At 43.5% G+C, this 22,451-nt stretch carries 19 protein-coding genes; 16 read left to right on the forward strand and 3 right to left on the reverse strand.

The window, feature by feature from the left end:
* Window positions 1–79 precede the first annotated feature (79 nt).
* The 3 genes from K6V26_RS08515 to K6V26_RS08525 all read left to right on the forward strand — a co-directional run bounded on the left by K6V26_RS08515 (window position 80) and on the right by K6V26_RS08525 (window position 2,044).
* Window positions 80–364 (forward strand): LysO family transporter, encoded by a 285-nt coding sequence (locus K6V26_RS08515; RefSeq protein WP_007656303.1) that lies wholly within the window; start codon window positions 80–82, stop codon window positions 362–364.
* On the forward strand, window positions 354–980 hold the full coding sequence (locus K6V26_RS08520) for a lysine exporter LysO family protein (RefSeq protein WP_007656305.1): 627 nt from the start codon (window positions 354–356) through the stop codon (window positions 978–980). Before K6V26_RS08515 ends, K6V26_RS08520 begins: the two co-directional genes overlap by 11 nt.
* A 158-nt stretch (window positions 981–1,138) precedes the next feature.
* Window positions 1,139–2,044 (forward strand): M28 family peptidase, encoded by a 906-nt coding sequence (locus tag K6V26_RS08525; RefSeq protein ID WP_224265103.1) that lies wholly within the window; start codon window positions 1,139–1,141, stop codon window positions 2,042–2,044.
* A gap of 65 nt (window positions 2,045–2,109) precedes the next feature.
* Here the strand turns inward: K6V26_RS08525 and K6V26_RS08530 are convergent, their stop codons facing one another.
* On the reverse strand, window positions 2,110–3,750 hold the full coding sequence (locus K6V26_RS08530) for a beta-N-acetylhexosaminidase (protein ID WP_224265104.1): 1,641 nt from the start codon (window positions 3,748–3,750) through the stop codon (window positions 2,110–2,112).
* Window positions 3,751–4,316: 566 nt separating this feature from the next.
* On the opposite strand from K6V26_RS08530, the gene K6V26_RS08535 reads away from it, so the two are divergent.
* Entirely contained in the window at window positions 4,317–5,642 is a 1,326-nt protein-coding gene (locus tag K6V26_RS08535; protein WP_007656311.1) for a PhoH family protein, read from the forward strand.
* 77 nt (window positions 5,643–5,719) lie between these two features.
* Here the strand turns inward: K6V26_RS08535 and K6V26_RS08540 are convergent, their stop codons facing one another.
* Window positions 5,720–6,829: a family 20 glycosylhydrolase gene (locus K6V26_RS08540; protein ID WP_224265105.1), complete on the reverse strand. Its 1,110-nt coding sequence runs from the start codon at window positions 6,827–6,829 to the stop codon at window positions 5,720–5,722.
* Window positions 6,830–7,179: 350 nt separating this feature from the next.
* Here K6V26_RS08540 and K6V26_RS08545 point away from each other — a divergent pair, with 350 nt between their 5' ends.
* The gene (locus K6V26_RS08545) at window positions 7,180–7,749 is read left to right on the forward strand and encodes a hypothetical protein (protein WP_224265106.1); all 570 of its coding nucleotides are present in this window, start codon (window positions 7,180–7,182) and stop codon (window positions 7,747–7,749) included.
* 62 nt (window positions 7,750–7,811) lie between these two features.
* On the opposite strand, the gene K6V26_RS08550 is transcribed toward K6V26_RS08545, so the two are convergent.
* Entirely contained in the window at window positions 7,812–8,315 is a 504-nt protein-coding gene (locus K6V26_RS08550; protein WP_007656314.1) for a GNAT family N-acetyltransferase, read from the reverse strand.
* Between the two features lie 157 nt (window positions 8,316–8,472).
* Between K6V26_RS08550 and K6V26_RS08555 the strand changes: the two genes are divergently transcribed.
* The 11 genes from K6V26_RS08555 (at window position 8,473) to K6V26_RS08605 (ending at window position 22,105) form a co-directional block, all read left to right on the forward strand.
* Window positions 8,473–9,063, forward strand: a complete 591-nt coding sequence (locus K6V26_RS08555; RefSeq protein WP_224265107.1) for a hypothetical protein — start codon at window positions 8,473–8,475, stop codon at window positions 9,061–9,063.
* Window position 9,064: 1 nt separating this feature from the next.
* Window positions 9,065–9,934, forward strand: a complete 870-nt coding sequence (locus K6V26_RS08560; RefSeq protein ID WP_224265108.1) for a DUF2764 domain-containing protein — start codon at window positions 9,065–9,067, stop codon at window positions 9,932–9,934.
* Between the two features lie 2 nt (window positions 9,935–9,936).
* Window positions 9,937–11,694, forward strand: a complete 1,758-nt coding sequence (locus K6V26_RS08565; RefSeq protein WP_224265109.1) for a V-type ATP synthase subunit A — start codon at window positions 9,937–9,939, stop codon at window positions 11,692–11,694.
* Between the two features lie 8 nt (window positions 11,695–11,702).
* Window positions 11,703–13,022: a V-type ATP synthase subunit B gene (locus K6V26_RS08570; protein ID WP_007656318.1), complete on the forward strand. Its 1,320-nt coding sequence runs from the start codon at window positions 11,703–11,705 to the stop codon at window positions 13,020–13,022.
* 2 nt (window positions 13,023–13,024) lie between these two features.
* Window positions 13,025–13,651 (forward strand): V-type ATP synthase subunit D, encoded by a 627-nt coding sequence (locus K6V26_RS08575; protein WP_007656319.1) that lies wholly within the window; start codon window positions 13,025–13,027, stop codon window positions 13,649–13,651.
* Complete coding sequence (locus tag K6V26_RS08580) at window positions 13,648–15,468, forward strand: V-type ATP synthase subunit I (RefSeq protein ID WP_224265110.1); 1,821 nt, start codon at window positions 13,648–13,650, stop codon at window positions 15,466–15,468. Before K6V26_RS08575 ends, K6V26_RS08580 begins: the two co-directional genes overlap by 4 nt.
* Before the next feature lie 54 nt (window positions 15,469–15,522).
* Window positions 15,523–15,975 (forward strand): hypothetical protein, encoded by a 453-nt coding sequence (locus tag K6V26_RS08585; RefSeq protein ID WP_005644070.1) that lies wholly within the window; start codon window positions 15,523–15,525, stop codon window positions 15,973–15,975.
* A 142-nt stretch (window positions 15,976–16,117) separates the two neighbouring features.
* The gene (locus K6V26_RS08590; RefSeq protein WP_224265111.1) at window positions 16,118–18,559 is read left to right on the forward strand and encodes a S9 family peptidase; all 2,442 of its coding nucleotides are present in this window, start codon (window positions 16,118–16,120) and stop codon (window positions 18,557–18,559) included.
* A gap of 252 nt (window positions 18,560–18,811) precedes the next feature.
* On the forward strand, window positions 18,812–19,177 hold the full coding sequence (locus tag K6V26_RS08595; RefSeq protein WP_044246236.1) for a BlaI/MecI/CopY family transcriptional regulator: 366 nt from the start codon (window positions 18,812–18,814) through the stop codon (window positions 19,175–19,177).
* Between the two features lie 5 nt (window positions 19,178–19,182).
* Complete coding sequence (locus K6V26_RS08600; protein ID WP_224265112.1) at window positions 19,183–20,856, forward strand: M56 family metallopeptidase; 1,674 nt, start codon at window positions 19,183–19,185, stop codon at window positions 20,854–20,856.
* A gap of 1 nt (window position 20,857) precedes the next feature.
* Window positions 20,858–22,105 (forward strand): DUF4934 domain-containing protein, encoded by a 1,248-nt coding sequence (locus K6V26_RS08605; protein WP_052716744.1) that lies wholly within the window; start codon window positions 20,858–20,860, stop codon window positions 22,103–22,105.
* The last annotated feature ends 346 nt before the right edge of the window (window positions 22,106–22,451 follow it).

Consider the following 22,451-nt stretch of genomic DNA (forward strand, 5'->3'; position numbering starts at 1 on the left):
TTTTTATAACACCATTCATTTTTATTAGTAACGTATCGCGGGAGAATCTTTATTCGTCCGTGTTAAATTGATTATACATATGTTTATAGTTTTATGCCTGTTATGCATAGGGACAGGTGCGGGCTATCTGTTCCGTCGTGCTCATAGTTTAAGGAAATTGGAAAATACAATCTCTTATACCATATTCGCCATGTTATTTGTTTTCGGCATTACTATCGGGGCAAACAAAACCTTAGTGGATAATATTGGTGATTTTGGTTTTCAGGCGGCGTTGCTGGCTGGTTGCGGAGTACTGGGAAGCCTGTTGGCCTCTTATATTGCATATAAATTTTTATCAGAGAAAGGAGACGGTGATGAAAAGTAATCTGATTGTTATATGTTGTTTTTTTGCAGGGATACTTTGCGGAATGTTCGGGGGAGAGGAACTGGCTGCCTATTGTACAAAATTACCGACATGGTTATTGTATGCGCTTATTATCCAGGTCGGCTTGAATATAGGTTCTAACGGAGAGATGGGAGCCATGCTGCGGAGCGTACGGTTGTCCAGTCTTTTACTGCCATTGTTTACGATATTAGGCACGTTGCTTTTCTCGGCGATAGCAAGTGTGTTGCTAAAGAGCTGGAATGTATATGATTGTATGGCGGTTGGGAGTGGATTTGCTTACTATTCTTTATCGTCGTTGCTGATTGTACAGTTCAAGGAGGCTTCTGCCGGAATAGAGATTGCCACACAGTTGGGAACAATTGCTTTACTGGCAAATATTATCCGGGAGATGATGGCTTTATTCGGTGCGCCGGTTTATGCCTCTTTGTTCGGGAAGTTTGCTCCGGTGTCTGTTGCCGGCATCAATTCGATGGATGTCTGTCTGCCGGTTATCAGCAGGTATTCGGGAAAAGGGATTGTCCCCATTGCTATTATTCACGGAATCATCCTGGAGATTAGCGTTCCGCTATTGATATCGTTGTTTTGTAAGTTATGATTTTGATTTTGGGATATAATTTATAGCTTTGTGGACAAACAAGCTTAATACCTTAAAATTATGTGAATAAACAGCTTAGCGGCCTCTCTCTTTCTGCTCATTATTATCGGTGGGTTCTCATGTAAAAAAATGTTTCAGAGGGAGAGGAAAAGTCCGGATTGGCGGTCTCTGTTCCCGATTTCAATGCAGATAGTGCTTATTCCTATATTGTCGAACAAATTGCTTTCGGACCACGTGTTCCGAATACGGAGGCACATCGTCATTGCAGTGATTATCTGATTGCAGGTCTGAAACGTTTTGGGGCAGCGGTGCAGGTACAGGAAGCAATACTTACAGCTTATAACGGTGACCGTTTGAATGCCCGTAATATTATCGGGTCATATAATCCGGATAATCCCCGGCGGATTCTGCTTTTTGCGCATTGGGATACGCGTCCCTATGCCGACCATGACCCGAATCCTGACAAATGGCGTGTTCCCATTGACGGTGCGGATGATGGGGCCAGTGGAGTTGGTGTCCTGCTGGAAATATGTCGTCAGTTAGGCGGTCAGAATCCGAATATCGGTATCGATGTTATATTTTTCGATGCAGAAGATTATGGTACTCCCCGTTTTATAACTGAAAACAGTCCGGAAGAGAGTTGGTGTCTTGGTTCACAGTATTGGTCTGCCAATCCCCATGTGACTAATTATCGGGCGGATTATGGGATATTACTTGATATGGTGGGGAGTCGTAATGCAACCTTCTTCAAGGAAGCCACTTCCATGGAATATGCTTCTCAGGTTGTGGAGAAGGTTTGGGAGGCTGCGCGCAATCTCGGCTATGGCAAGTTCTTCTTTAATGAACCGGGAGGCGGTGTGCTTGACGACCATACCTTTGTTATCAGAGGACGAAATATACCCTGTATCGATATTATAAACTATGACCCGGAAAGTTCACATCGTTTTGGTACTTACTGGCATACACATGATGATAATCTGGATAACATAGACCAGACGACCTTGAAAGCTGTTGGTCAAACTGTTCTGGAAGTGATTTATAAAGAGGTGGAAAATGATATTTAAGGAAATACAGATTTGAAAAATAAAAAGCATAGGCCGAAATCAATAACCGGCCTATGCTTTTTGTTCTATCTCGGAACGATCTCGAACGGAACTCTGACAAATACACCATGTTTCATCAAATTCATCAGATTCGGATACATTCGTTCCTTAAAGGAATCCCAGCTCCGGTGTTCCATCTGTGTCCATCCGGCTTCGGCCAAAGCAAGGCCGCGTGGATAGGTCATATAAGTCACACGGTTAATATCCTGCATCGCTTCTCCCCATAATGTGCCGGTGATGCCTAAAATATGCGCCTGTTGTGCGGCAGGAAGTCCGTATCCGGGGTCGAAGCGGTAACTGGTTTCCAGCGTGGTGACAGGCATTCCCCAGTTCTTAAACTCCGGAAGGTCGCCTTTTAGTTGCGGATAGTCCAGATAAGTATATTCACCCGGAGCCATGATTAACGGATTACCATGTTTTGCAGTTAGTTCGATACATTTGGGAGTTAATCCGGCACGCCAGGTGATCAGTGTGGCGTCTTTGGGATAATCGAACAGGTATTCATTGGCCGGCATACGGACATTATCCAGCTCGCACCATAACATCGGTTCTTTTCCGTATTTGCGGACAGAGGCCAGTATTTTATCGAAGAAATAATTCATTAACTGCGATTCTTTGGTGTAACCAAGTTGTTTCATTAAATCCTGGCAGTGAGTGCATTTGGTCCAGTTCTTTTCGATAACAGCTTCGTCTCCTCCTAAATGGATTTTGGAGGAAGGGAATATATCGGCTATTTCTTTGATGATATCGTCATAAACGGTATATACTTTGTCATTATTGGCACAAAGCATCAGGTCGACTGTTTGCCCCATTATTTTCTGAATCGTATCGGTGTGTGTACATCCCAGTTCCGGATAAGTAGCTAAAACTGCCACCGTGTGACCGGGGATATCCAGTTCGGGAATGATTTCTACGTTTCTGTCGGCAGCATATTTGATAAGGTCTTTCAGCTGTTCCTGTGTATAGAAACCGTTGTCGGGCCCGTTGGAGTCGGTTTTCGGATTGCGGAATGCCCCGATCTCTGTTAGTTTGGGGTGTTTTTTGATTTCAACACGCCATCCCTGATCGTCAGTCAGATGTAACTGCAAAACATTGTATTTGTATTTTGCCATCTGGTTGATATAGAATTTTACATCTTCTACAGGAAGAAAGTGGCGGGCAGGGTCAAGCATCAATGCCCGGTAACCATAGCGGGGTTCGTCGTCGATACGGATAGGAGCGATTTGATTGTTCGCTGTGTTACATACATCTCCCAGCAATATCTGATCCAGTGTTTTCAGTCCGTAGAAGAGGGCGGCGTGGCTGCTTCCTTTGATCGATAGTTTCTTTTCTGAAATATCCAGCATGTAGTGTTCTTTCCCTTTTATTGAAGGGTCGAGCTCTATCTCGATAACAGAATTACCGGATGTGGAAGGAGCACCGATATCGGCAACCTGTCCGGTTCGTTCGCCCAGAATACGCTGTAGTTCAAATAAACAAAATGCTTGTTTGGGCAGATTGGTTTTAACGGTTGTCCGGGGAGTAAGGACGAAATTCTTTTTACCTGTCATCTGTTCGATTCGATTAGGCAGAGGCAATAAAGCCGAAGTATTGCTCTGTCCGAAAGAAAGTGTCGCCGCTAATAGCAGTAATGACGTAATTTTGAGTTTCTTAGTATTAAAAATCATACATCTTAGGTTATTTTGTTATTAAAAAATCAGATCTTCGGTACAAAGATACATAACGAGATTAATTATCCCGGCATCTTATGAACTTTTCGTTATCAATGAATACGATGCAAAGATAGGCAAGCCTATTTTATAAAAGAACTCAATGGCTCCCAACGGGACTCAACGGGCACATACAGGCACTTTTTTCTTTTATTCAAAAAAACAATTGTTTTCAGTTACAAATACAACTGTTTTTGAATGCAAATACAATTGTTTTTGTGTTTGAATACAATTGTTTTTTCAGAGCCGGAAGGTTGCAAAAAAATAAAATCCTTTTTATTTATTCTTATATATAATGTAGGGAATTGACAGCCTTCAGGCAAGAGGTGGTGTAAAGTGTTGAATATGAGTGTGTAAGACGTGACAGCCTTCAGGCATTTTGTTTAACTCCTGATTTTTAACCGATTATGAAATTCGCACAAAACTAGAATAAATTGGTCTGGCGCATTTATTTTCCGTTTTAAACCAAACAAGTTCCAAAAATGTTTTTAACTTAGAAGCGATAATCTTTAAATCGAAAGATCATGGGAGCAAAGAAGAATTTTGTATTGGATACCAACGTTATCTTGCATGACTACAAGTGTATCGAAAATTTTCAGGAGAATGATATCTATCTTCCTATCGTCGTGTTGGAAGAGTTGGATAAATTTAAAAAGGGGAGCGACCAGATTAATTATAATGCCCGTGAATTTGTGCGCGAGCTGGATCTGATGACCAGTAACGATCTCTTTTTGAAAGGTGCCTCGTTGGGACCGGGTTTGGGAACATTACATGTCGTAACAGGTGACAAATACCAGGAAAAGATAGCTTTGTCTTTCCCGGACAGGACGCCTGACCACCGTATCTTATCCTGCACGCTTTCCGTTGCAGAAAAGACGCCTAAGATGCAGACTATCCTGGTTACGAAGGACGTCAACCTGCGTATGAAAGCCCGTGCATTGGGTATTCAGGTGGAAGACTACATCACGGATAAGGTAATCAATGTCGATATCTTTGAACGTGCTCAGGATACCTACGAAAATATAGATCCTGATCTGATCGATAAGATCTATTCAACCCCTGACGGACTGGATGCGGATTTGTTCGAATTCAAATCTAAACTAGAACCGAACGAATGCTTTATATTGAAGAGTATACGGGCTTCTGTTTTAGCTCGTTATAATCCGTTTACAGGAAAGATAAAGAAGGTAGAAAAGAGTTCTAATTATGGTATTCAACCCCGTAATGCGGAACAAAGTTTTGCTTTTGAAATTTTGAATGATCCGGACGTGAAACTGGTTGGACTGACGGGTAAAGCCGGGACAGGTAAGACCTTGCTGGCACTGGCTGCCGCACTTAAACAAGCCGGACTTTATAAGCAAATCCTGCTGGCACGTCCGATTGTGGCGTTGGCAAATAAGGATATCGGATTCCTGCCGGGAGACGAAAAACAGAAAGTAGCTCCTTATATGCAGCCTCTGTTCGATAATCTGAACGTGATAAAGAACCAGTTCGCTCCCGGAAGCCAGGATGTCCGTAAAATAGATGATTTACAAAAGAATAATCAGTTGGTCATCGAGGCGTTGGCCTTTATTCGCGGACGTAGTTTATCGGAAACTTTCTGTATCATTGATGAAGCCCAGAATCTGACTCCGCATGAGATTAAGACGATCATCACCCGTGCCGGAGAAGGAACAAAGATGGTATTTACAGGTGATATCCAGCAGATCGACTCGCCGTATCTGGATGCCCAAAGTAATGGTTTGGCCTATATGGTCGACAAGATGAAAGGGCAGGAGTTGTTTGCCCATATCAACCTGATCAAGGGTGAACGTAGCCAGTTGTCTGAGTTGGCTTCGGATCTGTTATAAGAGTATTATAAAATAAAAATATCCGTGTATGTGAGAATGCTCAGTACACGGATATTTATTTTCTAAGAGAATTTCTTTTATTTGCTCATCGACTTATAGGCGCCAATCAGTTTTTTGAAAGTGACCACATCCGATACCTCCTGCTGCTCACTTTCCGGTTTGTAATAGTTTTCCAGAAAACCGTCGGCGCCTGACCATACAGTCTCAATAATACCCTGGAAACGGTTGCTCATTTGAGAACCGGATTGCTGGCGGAAACGTTTCATATCATCCAATTGTTTGAGGGCAACTTCCGGTTTTCGCCAGGGACAAGTGGCGACGTCAAATCCTTTCATGGCAAAATAGACAGCTGTTTGTTCCGGACGTTCGTAATGCCAGTCGCAAATGAAAACTTCTTTCGGGATAAGGTCGATGGCACGATACGTATTGTTCATACTAGCTTCCCAGGCACCGATACCGGTTGTTTTGCCATCTATCAGGCGATCGCCCCATATCATTAACCGTTTTCCCTGCTGAGCTAAGTGATTTTGTATTTTGGTCACCTCTCCGGCATATAATTCTGCTTTATCGCGTCCGCTGCAACGAGGACATTTATCATCTCCGATATAGAATACTTCATCCATACCGGCATGAAACAGATCGGTTTCAAATGCGTCCGTCAGTTCGTCGACCAAAGCGAATACAACTTTATGCACATCGGGGTGAAGAGGGCAGTAACTTTTGCAATATAAACCGTCCGGGTTAGGCCATCCGGTATAGTTTTTCGTATCTACATGCGGTGTTTCATCAAATTCCGGATATTCGCGGAGCAGGGCATAAGTTGTTTCTGCCCATGACTGATGACCGAGCAGGTTTATCTGCGGTGCTATCCGTATGTTATGTTTCCGGCAGGTGGCAACGATTCGTTTTACATCCTGAAGGGTAAGCGGATTGGGATCACGCAGTTCCGGATGAGACTCGTAAGCATAATTCCAATCAACCCGGAGAATGAGCAGGTTGAAATGTCCGGGAGCAAGTTCTTCTTCGATAAACTTTAGGAAAACATCCATTTTCTGCACAGACGGGGCTACTATTGCCAATCCTCTGACAGGAAGGATACTGTCCAGCCTGTTTACATTTGTTTGTGCAAAAATGCCGTTAGTTGTTATACAAATCAAAAGGCATGCGATCGTGATGAAGTGTTTCATGGAATTCAAGTATTAAATTGTAATGTAAATATGATTTGTAACTAATTATAATTTAGCATATTCCAAAGATAACTATTTTAAATTTAACACACAATTATTCTTCTTGAAAAAAGATAGGACTTTTGATTTTAAAAGTTCCTTATTTTAAAGTTAAAGGTCCTGTCTTAACATTTGTAAAGTCCTATGCTTTTTTTCAGGAGGTTCTTTTTCCAATTTTCAATGCTTTTGAAGTGTAAAAACATAACAGATAAGGATGAAAATTTATCTTTTTTTACCTACTTTTGTCTGTCAATCATTAACGCATGCGCATCGGTCGCATTCTATTCACTAGTATACAAAAAGATAATTCCATGAAACCTATCAGGAACCGTATATTCTGCCCACAATGTAAACGCCCCAAAATGTTGTTTGAGAGCCAGAAGAAGGCTGACAACTTTATTGAGTTCAACAAGTCTGAAATTGAAGAAAACAATCGTTATGCCCCATGCCGGAGTTATTATTGCCCGTTTTGTGCAGGATGGCATGTGACGCATCACCAGAACTTTGACGAATCGAGGATAGAAGATATCGATACAGTCATTGAAAATTATAAGAACTGTAGTGCTGTGAAACTAATCCTGCCCACTACGGAACAAAATGTGGAAGATATACTTGACGAAGTAAAAAAAGTGATGAAAGAAGGTGATTATGAGGCGTGTGGCAGGTTGCTTCGTTGTGTGAAAAATCTGATTGAAACATTCAAGAATAAAGGAAAACCTACCAATAGGCAGATCAATATTATAGAACGGTATGTAAGATACGACATGAAGGTGAATGTTCATTTGGGAATATTTGATGTTGAAGACGATGATTTAGTTATCAGTAGGGCTAACAGACTGATCGATGAACTTCATAGAACAAGTAAGCCTCTGTCTACCTAGTAAGTAACCCTAGGATTTACTTATCGAGTAGGTTGAAGGGTACTTACTAAGTAGGTTTTTCTTTAGTTTGTCACTTCCATCCGCATAATATAATCATTCATATAATAACCGTTCCCGATATGAAAATCGCGTGTCGCATGTTCATGGAATCCCATGTGTTTATAGAAACCGACAGCCGGGTTCTCGCGGTTCACATTCAGTTCGACGGTAAACGGTCCAGGATGGATTGTCTTCAGGTAAGCAACTCCCTGTTCGATGATAAAACGTCCGATGCCAGAACCATGTAAAGAAGGAAGCGAATAGATTTTTTGGAACTCATACAAATCTTTCTCAACTGTTTCGATAGACAGGTATCCGGAAGGTTCTCCGTCCTTGTAAATGATAAAGAACTCATGATGAAGTTTATCCATTTGATTAAGAATACTTTCCGGGGCATACATCATCTCAAACATATAGTCGAGTTGCTCACGGGAGAGGATAGAACCATAAGTCGGCTCCCATATTTGGGATGCCAAGTTTCTGATTAGCAGACAGTCGTCTGTAGTAGCTTTTCTAATTGAGAACATATAATGCGATTTTTAGATCAACAAAATTAAAAATTAATTTATAGTGTTTCATTTTTTAGATTGATTTTACATTTATTTCAATGATTATTCACGAAAAAGAATAACTTTGTGGGCGTTTAATATCTGGGAAAAATACAATTTAATAAATTATATAGAAATGGATACAAAGATTCAGGAACTGACCGACAAGATCTACAAAGAAGGTGTAGAGAAAGGGAACGAAGAAGCCGGACGGATCATTGCCGATGCAAATGCTCAGAAACAAGCGATTGTTAGCGAAGCGGAAGCAGAAGCAAAACGTATTGTTGCAGCGGCACAGAAACAAGCTGCCGAGCTGAAAAAGAATACAGAAGCCGAATTGAAGCTGTTCGCAACCCAGGCCGTAGAAGCGCTGAAGAGCGAAGTTGTGAACCTCATAACCGGAAAGATTACTTCCTCGAATATAAAAGCGATCGTTTCTGACACCGCTTTCATGCAGAAAGTTATTCTGGAAATGGCTAAAGAATGGGCTAAGAAAGAAGCGATCACGATCCAGACTGCCGATGCGGACGCATTGACCAAGTATTTCGAGGCAAATGCCAAGTCATTGCTGGACGGCGGTGTGAGAATCGAAAAAGTAAGCGGAAAGAATGCCGGCTTTACGATTGTTCCTGCCGACGGTTCTTATAAAGTAAGTTTCGGGGAAGACGAATTTGTTGCATTCTTCAAAGAATTCCTGCGTCCCGGACTGGTAGAAATGTTGTTCTGATATGAGTAAATACTACTGTCTGATAGCCGGACTCCCTAATATATCATTGGATGATAGCAAGCTGACCTATTCTGTTTCTGAATTCAGGAAGGAACTGGACGGCATTCTTACGTCCCGTGATAAGAAGCTGGTAGACTTGTTTTTCCTCAAATTTGACAATAAGAACCTGCTGGCTTTCTCCAAATATCCGGACTATGACCCGGACGAGAAGGGATGTATTACATACGACGAGTACAAAAGTCTGTTTGATGCTCTGAAAGATGGTGAGAAACCGCCTAAGAATAAACGGATACCCCCTTACTTCATCGAGTTCTTCAAACTATACCTGGATAGTCAGCAAAAAGAGGAAAAGCAAACGATCTCCTGGGAAGACCGTCTGGCAGCCCTTTATTATGACTATGCGATGAAATGCAGCAACGGTTTTATCCGTAGCTGGTTTGAACTGAACCTCAATATCAATAACATGCTGACTGCTATTACTTGCCGTAAGTATGGATTTGATAAAGCAGACTATATAGTGGGACACAACGAGGTAGCCGAAGCTATCCGTACTTCCAATGCCCGTGACTTCGGACTGGGAGATACGGTGGACTATCTGCCCGACCTGCAACGCATTGCCGAAGAACCAGACCTGATGGCCCGCGAAAAGAAAGTGGATTTGCTGAAATGGAAATGGCTGGACGATAATACGTTCTTCAAAACTTTCGACATAGAAAGTGTGTTCGCCTACTTGCTGAAGCTGGAAATGATCGAACGCTGGGTTACCCTGGATAAGGTGACGGGCGAGAAGACTTTCCGCGAAATAGTAGGAGCAATGAAGCATGGTAGTGAGAATGCGTTGGAAGAATTTAAAAGAAACAATAATAAATAATTATGGCTACGAAAGGAATTGTAAAAGGAATCGTATCCAACCTGGTGACCGTAGAGGTGGATGGGCCGGTTTCTCAAAATGAAATCTGTTACATTTCCGTAGGAGGCGTGAAGCTGATGGCGGAGGTTATTAAAGTAATAGGGAAGGATGCCTTTGTTCAGGTATTTGAAAGTACACGTGGGATGCGTGTAGGTGACGAAGCCGAGTTTGAAGGGCACATGCTTGAAGTAACATTGGGTCCGGGTATGCTGTCGCGCAACTACGACGGTTTGCAGAATGACCTGGATAAAATGGACGGCGTGTTCCTGAAACGTGGTGAATATACATTTGCACTGGATAACGATAAACTGTGGGACTTCAAACCGCTGGCGAAAGTGGGTGATCAGGTGGCCGCAGGTGACTGGTTGGGCGAAGTAGATGAAAACTTCCAGCCGCACAAGATCATGGTGCCTTTCACGTTTAAAGGAACTTATACTGTAAAGAGCCTGGTGGAAGCCGGACAATATACCATTAATCAGACGATTGCCGTTCTGACTGACGAAGATGGTAAGGATATCGATGTGAATATGATACAGCGTTGGCCTGTGAAAAGGGCTGTTACCTGTTACAAAGAAAAACCGCGTCCTTACAAACTGTTGGAAACAGGTGTCCGCACGATCGATACGGTAAACCCGATCGTAGAAGGCGGTACGGGATTTATCCCCGGTCCGTTCGGTACGGGTAAGACCGTGCTTCAGCACGCTATCTCCAAACAGGCCGAAGCCGATATCGTTATTATCGCTGCCTGTGGTGAACGTGCGAATGAGGTTGTGGAAATCTTTACCGAGTTCCCCGAACTGATCGACCCGCATACAGGACGTAAGCTGATGGAACGTACCATCATTATCGCTAATACTTCAAACATGCCTGTAGCTGCCCGTGAAGCATCTGTATATACCGCCATGACATTGGCTGAATATTACCGTAGCATGGGATTGAAAGTGTTGCTGATGGCCGACTCCACTTCCCGTTGGGCACAGGCGTTGCGTGAGATGTCCAACCGTTTGGAAGAACTTCCCGGACCGGATGCGTTCCCGATGGACTTGTCTGCTATCGTGGCTAACTTCTATGCCCGTGCAGGTTTCGTTGAATTGAACAATGGAAAGACAGGTTCGGTAACCTTTATCGGTACGGTATCGCCGGCCGGTGGTAACCTGAAGGAACCGGTAACAGAAAATACGAAGAAGGTAGCCCGTTGTTTCTACGCTTTGGAGCAGGAACGTGCCGACCGTAAACGTTATCCGGCTGTGAACCCGATCGACAGTTATTCGAAATATCTGGAGTATCCCGAATTTCAGGAATATATCGCCAAGCATATCTCTCCGGAATGGATCGACAAAGTGAACGAGATCAAGACCCGTATGCTGCGTGGTAAGGAAATCGCTGAGCAGATCAACATCCTGGGTGATGACGGTGTACCGGTGGAATACCATGTTACTTTCTGGAAGTCAGAATTGATCGACTTCGTGATCCTGCAACAGGATGCTTTCGATGCGATCGATGCTGTGACACCGCTGGCTCGTCAGGAATTTATGCTGGATAAGGTGGTGAAGATCTGTCATGCGGAATTCCGTTTCGACACCTTCCTTGAAGTAATGGAATATTTCAAACAGATGATCAACGTCTTCAAGCAGATGAACTATTCCGAATACGAAAGCGACCAGTTTAAGAAGTTCAACGATCAACTTGACGCCCTGCTCGCAGAGCGCATGGAAAAATAACAGAACGTATGGCAACAAAAGCATTTCAAAAAATATATACGAAGATTACCCAGATCACGAAAGCTACCTGTTCGCTGAAAGCAACGGGAGTTGGGTATGACGAGCTGGCTTCCGTAGACGGCAAGCTGGCACAGGTGGTGAAGATCATCGGCGACGAGGTTACGTTGCAGGTGTTCTCCGGTACGGAAGGTATCCGTACGAATGCCGAAGTAGTATTCATGGGCAAGGCGCCTACGCTGAAAGTAGGTGACCAGTTGGCCGGACGTTTCTTTAACGCGTATGGCGATCCGATCGATGGTGGCCCTATCCCTGAAGGAACGGAAGTGGAGATCGGCGGTCCGTCGGTAAACCCGGTTCGTCGTAAACAGCCGTCTGAACTGATCGCTACAGGTATTGCCGGTATCGACCTGAACAACACGTTGGTAACCGGACAGAAGATCCCGTTCTTCGCCGACCCTGACCAGCCTTTCAACCAGGTAATGGCAATGGTAGCCTTACGTGCCCAGTCGGATAAGATCATCCTGGGCGGTATGGGTATGACCAACGATGACTACCTGTTCTTTAAAAATACATTTAGCAACGCCGGCGCACTCGACCGTATCGTGAGCTTTATCAATACAACCGAAGACCCGTCCGTGGAACGTATCCTTATTCCGGATATGGCACTTTGTGCGGCTGAATACTTCGCCGTACAGAAGAACGAAAAGGTATTGGTACTGTTGACCGACATGACCAACTATGCGGATGCTCTGGCAATCGTATCGAACCGTATGGACCAGATTCCTTCAAAGGACTCTATGCCGGGTTCGTTATATTCCGATTTGGCAAAGATCTATGAAAAAGCAGTACAGTTCCCTGCCGGTGGTTCTATCACCATTATTGCGGTAACAACCCTGTCGGGTGGCGATATCACGCACGCTGTGCCTGATAATACCGGTTATATCACCGAAGGTCAGTTATACCTGCGCCGCGATAGTGATGTCGGTAAAGTGATCGTCGACCCGTTCCGAAGCTTGTCACGTCTAAAACAGCTGGTAACAGGAAAGAAGACACGCGAAGACCACCCGCAGGTGATGAATGCCGCCGTCCGTCTGTATGCCGATGCTGCCAACGCAAAGACAAAGATGGAGAACGGTTTCGACCTGACAGACTACGACAACCGTACGCTTTCTTTTGCAAAGGATTATTCAGAAAAACTGTTGGCTATCGATGTAAACCTCGATACAACCGAAATGCTCGACGTGGCATGGGGCTTGTTCGGCGAATACTTCAAGCCGGCTGAAGTGAATATCAAGCAAGAGTTGGTCGACAAATACTGGAAGAAATAATTATGGCAATAAAGTTTCAATATAATAAAACATCTCTTCAGCAACTGGAAAAGCAACTGAAGATGCGCGAGCGTTCCCTGCCTACGATCAAGAGCAAGGAAAGTGCGTTGCGTATCGAAGTGAAGCGGACCAAGGATGAAGTGACGAAATTGGAACTTCAGCTGGAACAGGAGATACAGAGCTACGAAAATATGGTGGCATTGTGGAATGAGTTCTCTCCCGAACTGATCGCTGTAAAGGATGTGACGCTTACGACGAAGAAAATCGCCGGGGTGATCGTTCCTGTCCTCAACGAGATACAGTTCGAGATCGGACATTACAGTCTCTTTAATTCCCCTGCCTGGTTTACCGATGGTGTCGAACTGCTGAAGCAGTTGGCGCGTACCGGAATAGAAGCAGAGTTTTCGGGAATGAAGCTGGAGTTGTTGGAGCATGCCAGGAAGAAGACTACTCAAAAGGTGAACCTTTTTGAGAAGGTACAGATCCCCGGCTATAAAGATGCGATCCGGAAAGTGAAACGGTTTATGGAGGACGAAGAGAGCCTCTCCAAGTCGTCACAGAAGATCATGCGGGCTAACCAGGAAAAGCGTAAAGCGAAAGAAGAACATAAAGAGGAGGCTGGCGTATGATAGTAAAGATGAGCAAATATGCCTTTATGGTATATCATAGGGAATATGATACGTTTCTGGCACAACTGCGCGAACTAGGTGTTGTGCACGTGAAGGAAAACAAGTCTATTCTCGATAATGCGGAACTTCAGGATATTCTGGCTATACGGAAGCGTGTCAATCTGTTAATGCGTTTCTTTAAGAACCTAAATAGTCAGTCGAAAGATGTTCAGTTGGCACCTGCCCGTGAACTGGACAAGAAAGCCGGAATGAAGCTGGTACAGAAAATAGAAGGATTGCAGGATAAGAAAGTGCAGCTCCAGTCTGTTAAGGCATCTCTTGAAAAGGATATTGCCTATATGGAGATCTGGGGTGATTTCAGTTGGGCTAATTTCAATCGTTTGAAGAAGGCTGGATATGATATCACGTTCTGGACTTGTCCGACCGCTAAGTATGAACCGAAATGGGGAGACGAGTATAATGCTGTGTTGATCAATAACTTCCAGTCGGTAACTTATTTCCTTACTATAACGAAAGTCGGAACTCCGATTGATATCGATGCGGAGCGTCCGAAGATGCCGGACAGAGGTTTGCAAAAACTGAATGCGCGTCTCGATCTGTTACAGCAGGAAATGAAAGCATTGGATGCCGAAATGAAAAAACTGGCTGCATCCGATTATAATACGCTCGACCTGTTCGATAAGAACCTGCAAAACGAGTTCAACCTATCGAATGTATTGGTGCAGACAGACCGTCAGGCGGGAGAGAAGCTGATGTTGCTGGAAGGCTGGGTTCCGACCGAGAAAGCCCGGGCAATGGAAGAAGCGCTGGAAAAGGATAATTATTTCTACCAGGCGCAGGAGATAGAAGAAGGCGACAAGGTGCCTATCCTGTTGAAGAACGGAAAGTTTGCCAAGCTATACGAACCGATCACGAGAATGTTCTCCTTGCCTAACTATGGCGAGTTCGACCCGACACCGTTCTTTGCCCCGTTTTTTATGCTGTTCTTCGGACTTTGTTTCGGTGACGGCGGATACGGTTTACTGGTTATGATCGTCTGTACGATCCTGAAACGGAAAGTCAATCCGGACTTCAAGCCGTTCCTGAGTCTGTTCCAGTATCTCGGATTGGCGGCACTGATCGTCGGTACGTGTACAGGTTCGTTCTTCGGTATCGCTTTGGTCGACATACCTGCTTTTGCTTCGGTAAAAGACTACTTTGTATCGAGCGATAATCTGATGACGTTCTCTATCATTATCGGATTGGTGCAGATCCTGTTCGGAAAGACAATTGCTGCGCTGAAGATCATGTCTCAGAAAGGGAAGAAATATGGTATTGCACCGCTGGCATGGGTATTCATTATCCTGGCATTGTGTCTGGTATTCGGCTTGCCGATGCTGAATGTACAGTTGCCGGAAATGGTGAAGAATGTATTCCTGGTAATAGCCGGTCTTGGCTTGCTGGTCGCTTTCCTTTACAATACACCGGGCAAGAATATCTTCCTGAACTTCGGTACAGGTCTTTGGAATACCTACAATATGGCTTCCGGGCTGTTGGGTGATACTTTGTCTTATATCCGTCTGTTCGCGATCGGTCTGACCGGTGCGATCCTGGGTGGCGTATTCAATTCGCTGGCTGTGGATATGACAGAAGGCTTGAACGTAGTATTACGTGTGATCTGTATGCTGCTGATCCTTTTGGTCGGTCATGCGATCAACATCGGTCTGTGTACCATTAGTTCGCTGGTTCACCCGCTTCGTCTGATCTTTGTGGAGTATTATAAGAATGCAGAGTTCGAAGGCGGTGGTAAGGCGTACGAACCTTTTAAGAAAGCATAAACAAAACGTGATTTAAATAATAACAAAAGAATAATTAAACAAACAAATTTCATTATGGAACCAATTTTATTAGCTTATCTGGGTATTGCGTTGATGACAGGTTTAACCTTTATCGGCAGTAGTTATGGTGTAACAATCTGCGGTAACGCAGTAGTAGGAGCAATGAAGAAGAACCCGGATGCACTGGGTACTTACATCGCATTGAGTGCGTTGCCTTCTTCACAGGGTTTGTACGGATTCGTAGGTTATTTCATGATGCAGAAATTCCTGGTTGACAGCATTACAATGTTGAATGCAACAGCTATCTTCGGTGCAGGTCTGGTATTAGGTTTTGCAGGTTTGTTCTCTTCTATCCGTCAGGCAGAAGTTTGTGCAAACGGTATCGCCGGTGTAGGTGCAGGTCACAACGTATTCGGTGCAACAATGGTTATGGCTGTATTCCCTGAGTTGTATGCAATCTTGGCTTTGCTGGTTGTTATCCTGATCGGCGGAACTCTTCCGGTATAATAGTAAGTAGTTAACAATATCTTAATCCCCTGCTTTATCGGTCGATAGAGTAGGGGATTTTTTTATTCTTTCATTTGAGAAACAAAATATTTATATACTTTTGCATGAAAGCAAGCAAACAGTATAACACAATTTGTAAAATATGAAAATACATCTACTTTTAGTCGCGTCAGGACTTCTTCTTTCTTTTGGCGCAAGTGCGCAAACAACTTCGGCAGACGATCCGCTACCGGGTTATACGCAGGCTGAACGTTTTGCGGGTAATAAATTATCGACTATGCTGTTTTCCACTTCGGTGGACCCGCATTGGTTTAAGGCTGGTAACTGCTTCTGGTATGAATATAAAACAGGAAACGGTAATGTCTGGTATGTGGTTGATCCTTCCGCAAAGACGAAACGTCCTTTGTTCGATCAGGATAAGCTCGCGGCCGAATTGACGGAGATCGTTAAGGATCCGTATACGGCTCAACAGTTGCCTATCCAGAAGTTGGAGACGGGAGATGACGGACGTACTTTTACTTTCCAAATCACCTCTTCACAAGACGCCAAAAAGGACAGCACGGATAAAGACAAAAAGACGAAAAAGGAGGTATTCTATTTTTCCTATGATTATCCGACACGTAAATTGACCTATCTGGCAGACAAAAAGAAGGATACGGAATATCCAAACTGGGCCTCTATCTCACCGGACGGTAAAACGGTAGTCTATGCCAAAGACCTGAATCTGTATCGTATGTCGCGTGAAGACTATGAGAAACTGAAGAAAGATGATAAAGACAGTACGGTCACAGAGATACAGCTGACGACAACCGGTGTAAAAGACTTCGGTTTCGGTCAGCCTTACAGTCTTCTGAATACAGATACCTTATGTAACGGTAAAAGGAAGAACCCGGGTTATCTGTTATGGTCGCCCGATTCCCGTCATTTTGTAATCTCTATTTCAGATAACCGCAAGGTGAAAGACCTGTGGGTGATCAATGCTATGGCCACTCCGCGACCGACATTAGAGACTTATAAATACCAGATGCCGGGTGAAAAGGAAGCTCCTGTCAGTCATCTGTATCTGTTTGACATGAGTAACGACTCTTACAAAGAGATCAATACGCAAGCATTCAAAGACCAGACAATACGTATGGCTTATCGGCCCCGCCTGCATAAACAGCGTGATATGAAAGAACTGCCCAGTATTTGGTTGGGTGATAATAACCGTTTCTTCGTTACCCGTTCCAGTCGTGACCTGCATCGCATCGACGTCTGTACTTATACGATCGGTGAAGACTCTATCCGTCCGATTATCGAAGAACGTATGAATACGTATATCGAACTCCGCCCGCTGGCCGCCGTTAATAACGGAAAAGAACTGATCCATTGGAGCGAACGCGACGGTTGGGCGCATCTGTATCTTTATGACGACAAAGGTAATCTGAAGAACCGCATCACATCAGGCCCCTGGCATGTAGACCAGATCGTGAAGGTTGACGAAGCCAAACGCGTTGTCTATTTCCTTGCCAACGGAAGAGAAAAAGGGGAGAATCCGTACTACGAACATCTCTACCGGGCTAACCTCGACGGAAGCGGTTTACAGATGGTTTCTGCCGGCGATTATTTCCATGATGTCCGTGTAGATGATAACGCCCAATTCATCGTCCATAATTATTCCCGTATCAACACTGTTCCGAAATCGGATTTGTTGGATAACACCGGTCGTAAAGTGATGGAACTGGAAGAAAGCGATTTCTCGCAACTGTTTGCTGCCGGTTACCAGTTCCCGGAACCGTTCAAGGTAAAAGCAGCCGATGGTGTAACGGATCTTTACGGTGTCATGTATAAGCCTTTCAATTTCGATTCGACAGCAGTATATCCTATTATCGACTACGTTTATCCAGGTCCGCAGGTTGAAGCGACACGCTATCCGTTTACCCGTATGAGCGTCCGTACCGACCGTTTGGCACAGGCTGGCTTTATTGTCGTATCAGTCGGTAACCGCGGCGGCCATCCGAGCCGTTCGAAATGGTATCATAACTTCGGATACGGAAATCTGCGTGATTATGGACTGGCTGATCAGAAAGCTGCTATTATCCAGTTGGCGGATAAACATAAGTACATTGATATCCACCGTGTCGGTATTCACGGACACTCGGGTGGTGGTTTTATGTCGACTGCAGCTATCCTGCAATATCCTGATTTCTTCAAGGTGGCCGTATCTTGTGCCGGTAATCATGATAATAAGATTTACAACCGTTGGTGGAGTGAAACGCATCATGGCGTAAAAGAAGTGGTATCTGAAAAAGGCGATACGACATTTACCTATAGTATCAAGAGCAATCCCGAACTGGCCAAACAGTTGAAAGGACATCTGCTACTGGTTCACGGAGATATCGACAACAACGTGCATCCGGGTAACACGATGCGTGTGGTAGACGGACTGATCCGTGCCAATAAACGTTTCGATATGTTGCTGTTGCCGCAACAGCGTCATGGTTTCGGTGATATGGATGAATACTTCTATTGGCGTATGGTCGATTACTTCTCAGAACATTTGCTGGGAAAATCGGATAAGTCGGTGGACATTCCGAAACGATAAAAAACCAAGAGGCTCCTGTATAGAATGCAGGAGCCTCTTTTTACATAAATAGACATTGTTATTTGGTTCCTCGCGGATGAAATAACAGAAGGGGGTACAGGTCTCCGACCACAAAAATGGAACATAGATAGAGAAAAATAATCCAATAAAAAGGAAGAAGAGGAAGAAAAACGACTTCTTTTAGTTTATTAACTAAGTAATTTAGTTTCCAAACTAAAACATTTAGTTACTTTGCCCGAAACAACAGGAATTATGAAACGACTGACTGCAAAAGAAGAAGAGATCATGGGCTATTTCTGGGAGAAAGGTCCTCTTTTTGTAAAACAACTGCTGGAATATTATGAGGAACCTAAACCTCATTTCAATACATTATCGACGATTGTCCGGGGATTGGAGGATAAAGGATTCCTTTCACATAACACTTTCGGCAATACTTATCAGTATTATGCCGCCGTTAGTGAGACAGAGTACAGCAAAGGTACATTGAAGAATGTTATTGCCAAATATTTCAATAACTCTTATCTGGGCGTTGTTTCTTCCCTGATTAAGGAGGAAGATATCTCTGTGGATGAACTTCGGAAGTTGTTGGACGAAGTGGAACAAGGAAATAAAAACTGACAATTATGGGAGACTTCTTTGTTTATATCCTTAAATCGTCTGTATGTCTGGCAGCTTTTTATCTGTTCTACAGACTGTTGTTAAGCCGTGAAACGTTTCACCGCTTTAACCGGATTGCCTTGTTAGGGGTAATCATTCTTTCCGTTGCCATTCCATTTATCCGTATTATGACCGATGAACCGGTTGCCATACAGCGCCCCTTGCAGAATCTGGAATATCTCTTACAGATGGCACAAATGCAGACAGAGATACAGGTACAGACCTCCCAGTCATTCTGGCTTCCGTTACTGTTTGTAGTTTATCTGGTAGGCTGTGTTTTCTTTTTTGCCCGCTTCCTTTATTCGACAATCCGCATATGCCGGATGATCGGGATGGGAGAGAAGCAGGTGCTTCCCGATGGTAGCAAACTGGTGGTTACGGATGAGACTGTATGTCCGTTCAGTTGGATGGGATACATCGTCATTTCGCAAAAAGATATGGAAGAAAGCGGTGAAGAGATACTGACGCATGAGATGGCGCATATCCGTGCCCGTCACTCTGTCGATATGCTGATCTGTAGCTTTTGCGTCATTCTTCAATGGTTCAATCCTGCTGTCTGGTTACTAAAACAGGAATTGGAGAATATTCATGAATACGAGGCCGATGAAAGTGTGATCAATCACGGCGTCGATGCGAAGCAATATCAATTATTATTAATAAAAAAAGCTGTTGGTTCACAGCGCTTCACTTCTATGGCCAACAGCTTTAATCACAGTAAACTAAAAAAACGAATTACTATGATGTTAAAACGAAAATCGAATCCGTGGGCGAGATTAAAGTATCTCTATGTACTTCCGCTGACAGCTGTAGCGGTTGTAGCTTTTGCCCGTCCCGAAATCTCTCGTGAACTGGGAAAGATTTCAAGTGCCAAAATTAGCGAAATTGTTCCGGTTAAGGAAGTTATCGAGCCTAAAAAAGCTGAACCGGTAGTCGAGGCTCTCCCTGCCCCTGTAGAGAAACCTGCCGTAAAAGAGGTTGTGGCATCTGCCCCTCAAGTGGTTAAAGTAATAAAGGTGGAAGCGAGAGCAAATAAGGACTCTGTTGTGCAGGAAAAAGAAAATACGAAAAATTCGTTGGAGGCTATGCAGCAGGAACTGGATAATTTCTCGAAGGACGCACAGGAGCGGATGAAGAAAATCAAAAAGAGAGTAGACATGTCTCGTAAGTTGATCTTAATCGATAACGAAGTGGCAACCTATGAACAGGCGGAAGCACTCTTCCCTGATAAAATTTATAGTTTCAGTATGTCTCCTAAAGCACAAAGCAAAGACATATTAGCAAAGTATAATGCGACAGATAAAGAAGGTGTATATTCTATTATAACCCAAGAGGCTATTGCTTCCGGCAAAATAAAAGAGCACGATGTAAAGGTTGTAGGTTTTGGCCGGATGATGAGTGATAGTTTGCCAGGAGGAATAAATCTTCATATCAGGAACGGACAGATCGGAAAAGAGAAGCCTCTCATAATTATTGACGGAGTAGAACAAATAAAGGATGATGCTATAGATAAGTTGAATCCTAATATTATTGAATCTATATCTGTGTTGAAGGATGAATCTTCAGTAAAATTATATGGAGAGAGAGGAAAAGACGGTGTTATTCTGATAACAACGAAAAATGCATCCACAAAGAAGAAGTGAAATGATGAAGACCTATTTATATCAGGCAGCTTTTGCCGCCTGTCTTTTTCTTACCGCCTGCAATGAAAGTAAGACAACGGATGGAGAAATAACCGTAATCCCTGTAGGAGCCGCTCTCGACGCTCCTTCCGGATTGAAAGCTTCCGACTATTTCAAACAAGTATCTTATGTGGCGTTGGAGACGAATGACAGTTGTTTGGTAGGGCAGAATCCGTCCGTGAAGATCCTACATGACAAATTGTTGGTGACAACTGCTCAAAAACAATGTTTTCTGTTTGACAGGGCAACCGGTCGCTTCTTAACCTCTGTGGGGCATGTTGGCAATGATCCGGAAGGATATAGCGATGTGAGAGGGTGTTGGCTGGACTATCCGAATAACCGGATTTATTTTAGCGGTTGGAATGAGAAACTTATTATTTATAATGCTGATGGTTCTTATTACGGAGAAAAGAAAACTCCGGTTAATACTTCTGTATTTCCTGCCTTTACAGTCTTTAATTATTTAGATAATCAGACACTTGTCGCTCATTCTACGGCAGGTAACGGTGATCCCGACCGGGTGATTGTATTCCGTGATACAATGATCATTAATCAGTTTTTACCATCCGGCAAAGATACGATGTCATTGAAGGTGAATCCAGATGATATAGAATCACTCAGTGTCACTCATAGTAAAGGTTTTGGCGGTGGTATGATTATTATAAGTTATAAGGATGGAAAAATGGCTGCTTATCCGGTAAGTGACCGTTTCTTCTGGCACCAGGGGAAAGATTTGTTCTTTATGGAACAATTCAATGATACAATTTATCAGGTAACGGCAGATGCTTTATTACCTGTCCGTCGTTTGGATATGGCATCTTATTATTGGAATCCAAAGGAACGTTTCAATAAGGAAAAGACTCATGTAGCTTATCCGACAGAAATGTTGGAAGGGAAAGATGTTTTTCTTTTACGTTTCATTGTGGATCTGTATAAGGATAAGCTTATTTATAATGCTATGTTCGATAAGAAAAGTGGAATAGTCAAAGTCGCTAAATATGACACCGCTTTTGAAAACGATCTGGACGGTTTCCTTTCTTTACAACCTGAATCAGTTTCTCCCGATGGCGAGTTTGCTCAGATCATTTCGGCAGATCAGGTCGTTTCATGGTTTGAAGAGAATGGAGATAAAAATGATTTACCGGAGGAAGTCACAGCTTTAAGAAAAGTAGGCGAAGAAGATAATCCGGTCGTGATTATTATGGAGTAAAATGTGAATGTACAACACCTGCATGAAATACCGAAGAGGAATGAATACGAAAGATTTATGACATATTGTCTGGAGCCAGTTTCCTTATAGGGGAACTGGCGTTTCCTTATTAAAAAAATAGGAAACTGCAATAGGTTGGAAATTAGCCAGTTATCCTTTTTTTCTTTCATGCTATTTAAGGTCTGTGGTCTCTGTTATTACCAGCCAAAATGTCCGGTTTGTATTCTTTAGGACAAGATATAAATGTTCTCAAATGAAACAGGTGACGCCGATTGCTATATCTGCGTCACCTGTAATGTGTTAATATGTTGTCGGTTAAATGAAGGAATAACGAAGCGGTGCTATT

This window comes from Parabacteroides goldsteinii (assembly GCF_020091425.1).
Lineage (GTDB): Bacteria > Bacteroidota > Bacteroidia > Bacteroidales > Tannerellaceae > Parabacteroides > Parabacteroides goldsteinii.

Coding starts and splice junctions, on each gene's coding strand:
- K6V26_RS08515 (WP_007656303.1), top strand. CDS start 80: ATGTTTATAGTTTTATGCCTGTTATGCATAGGGACAGGTGCGGGCTAT.
- K6V26_RS08520 (WP_007656305.1), top strand. CDS start 354: ATGAAAAGTAATCTGATTGTTATATGTTGTTTTTTTGCAGGGATACTT.
- K6V26_RS08530 (WP_224265104.1), bottom strand. CDS start 3,750: ATGATTTTTAATACTAAGAAACTCAAAATTACGTCATTACTGCTATTA.
- K6V26_RS08535 (WP_007656311.1), top strand. CDS start 4,317: ATGGGAGCAAAGAAGAATTTTGTATTGGATACCAACGTTATCTTGCAT.
- K6V26_RS08540 (WP_224265105.1), bottom strand. CDS start 6,829: ATGAAACACTTCATCACGATCGCATGCCTTTTGATTTGTATAACAACT.
- K6V26_RS08545 (WP_224265106.1), top strand. CDS start 7,180: ATGAAACCTATCAGGAACCGTATATTCTGCCCACAATGTAAACGCCCC.
- K6V26_RS08550 (WP_007656314.1), bottom strand. CDS start 8,315: ATGTTCTCAATTAGAAAAGCTACTACAGACGACTGTCTGCTAATCAGA.
- K6V26_RS08555 (WP_224265107.1), top strand. CDS start 8,473: ATGGATACAAAGATTCAGGAACTGACCGACAAGATCTACAAAGAAGGT.
- K6V26_RS08560 (WP_224265108.1), top strand. CDS start 9,065: ATGAGTAAATACTACTGTCTGATAGCCGGACTCCCTAATATATCATTG.
- K6V26_RS08565 (WP_224265109.1), top strand. CDS start 9,937: ATGGCTACGAAAGGAATTGTAAAAGGAATCGTATCCAACCTGGTGACC.
- K6V26_RS08570 (WP_007656318.1), top strand. CDS start 11,703: ATGGCAACAAAAGCATTTCAAAAAATATATACGAAGATTACCCAGATC.
- K6V26_RS08575 (WP_007656319.1), top strand. CDS start 13,025: ATGGCAATAAAGTTTCAATATAATAAAACATCTCTTCAGCAACTGGAA.
- K6V26_RS08580 (WP_224265110.1), top strand. CDS start 13,648: ATGATAGTAAAGATGAGCAAATATGCCTTTATGGTATATCATAGGGAA.
- K6V26_RS08585 (WP_005644070.1), top strand. CDS start 15,523: ATGGAACCAATTTTATTAGCTTATCTGGGTATTGCGTTGATGACAGGT.
- K6V26_RS08590 (WP_224265111.1), top strand. CDS start 16,118: ATGAAAATACATCTACTTTTAGTCGCGTCAGGACTTCTTCTTTCTTTT.
- K6V26_RS08595 (WP_044246236.1), top strand. CDS start 18,812: ATGAAACGACTGACTGCAAAAGAAGAAGAGATCATGGGCTATTTCTGG.
- K6V26_RS08600 (WP_224265112.1), top strand. CDS start 19,183: ATGGGAGACTTCTTTGTTTATATCCTTAAATCGTCTGTATGTCTGGCA.
- K6V26_RS08605 (WP_052716744.1), top strand. CDS start 20,858: ATGATGAAGACCTATTTATATCAGGCAGCTTTTGCCGCCTGTCTTTTT.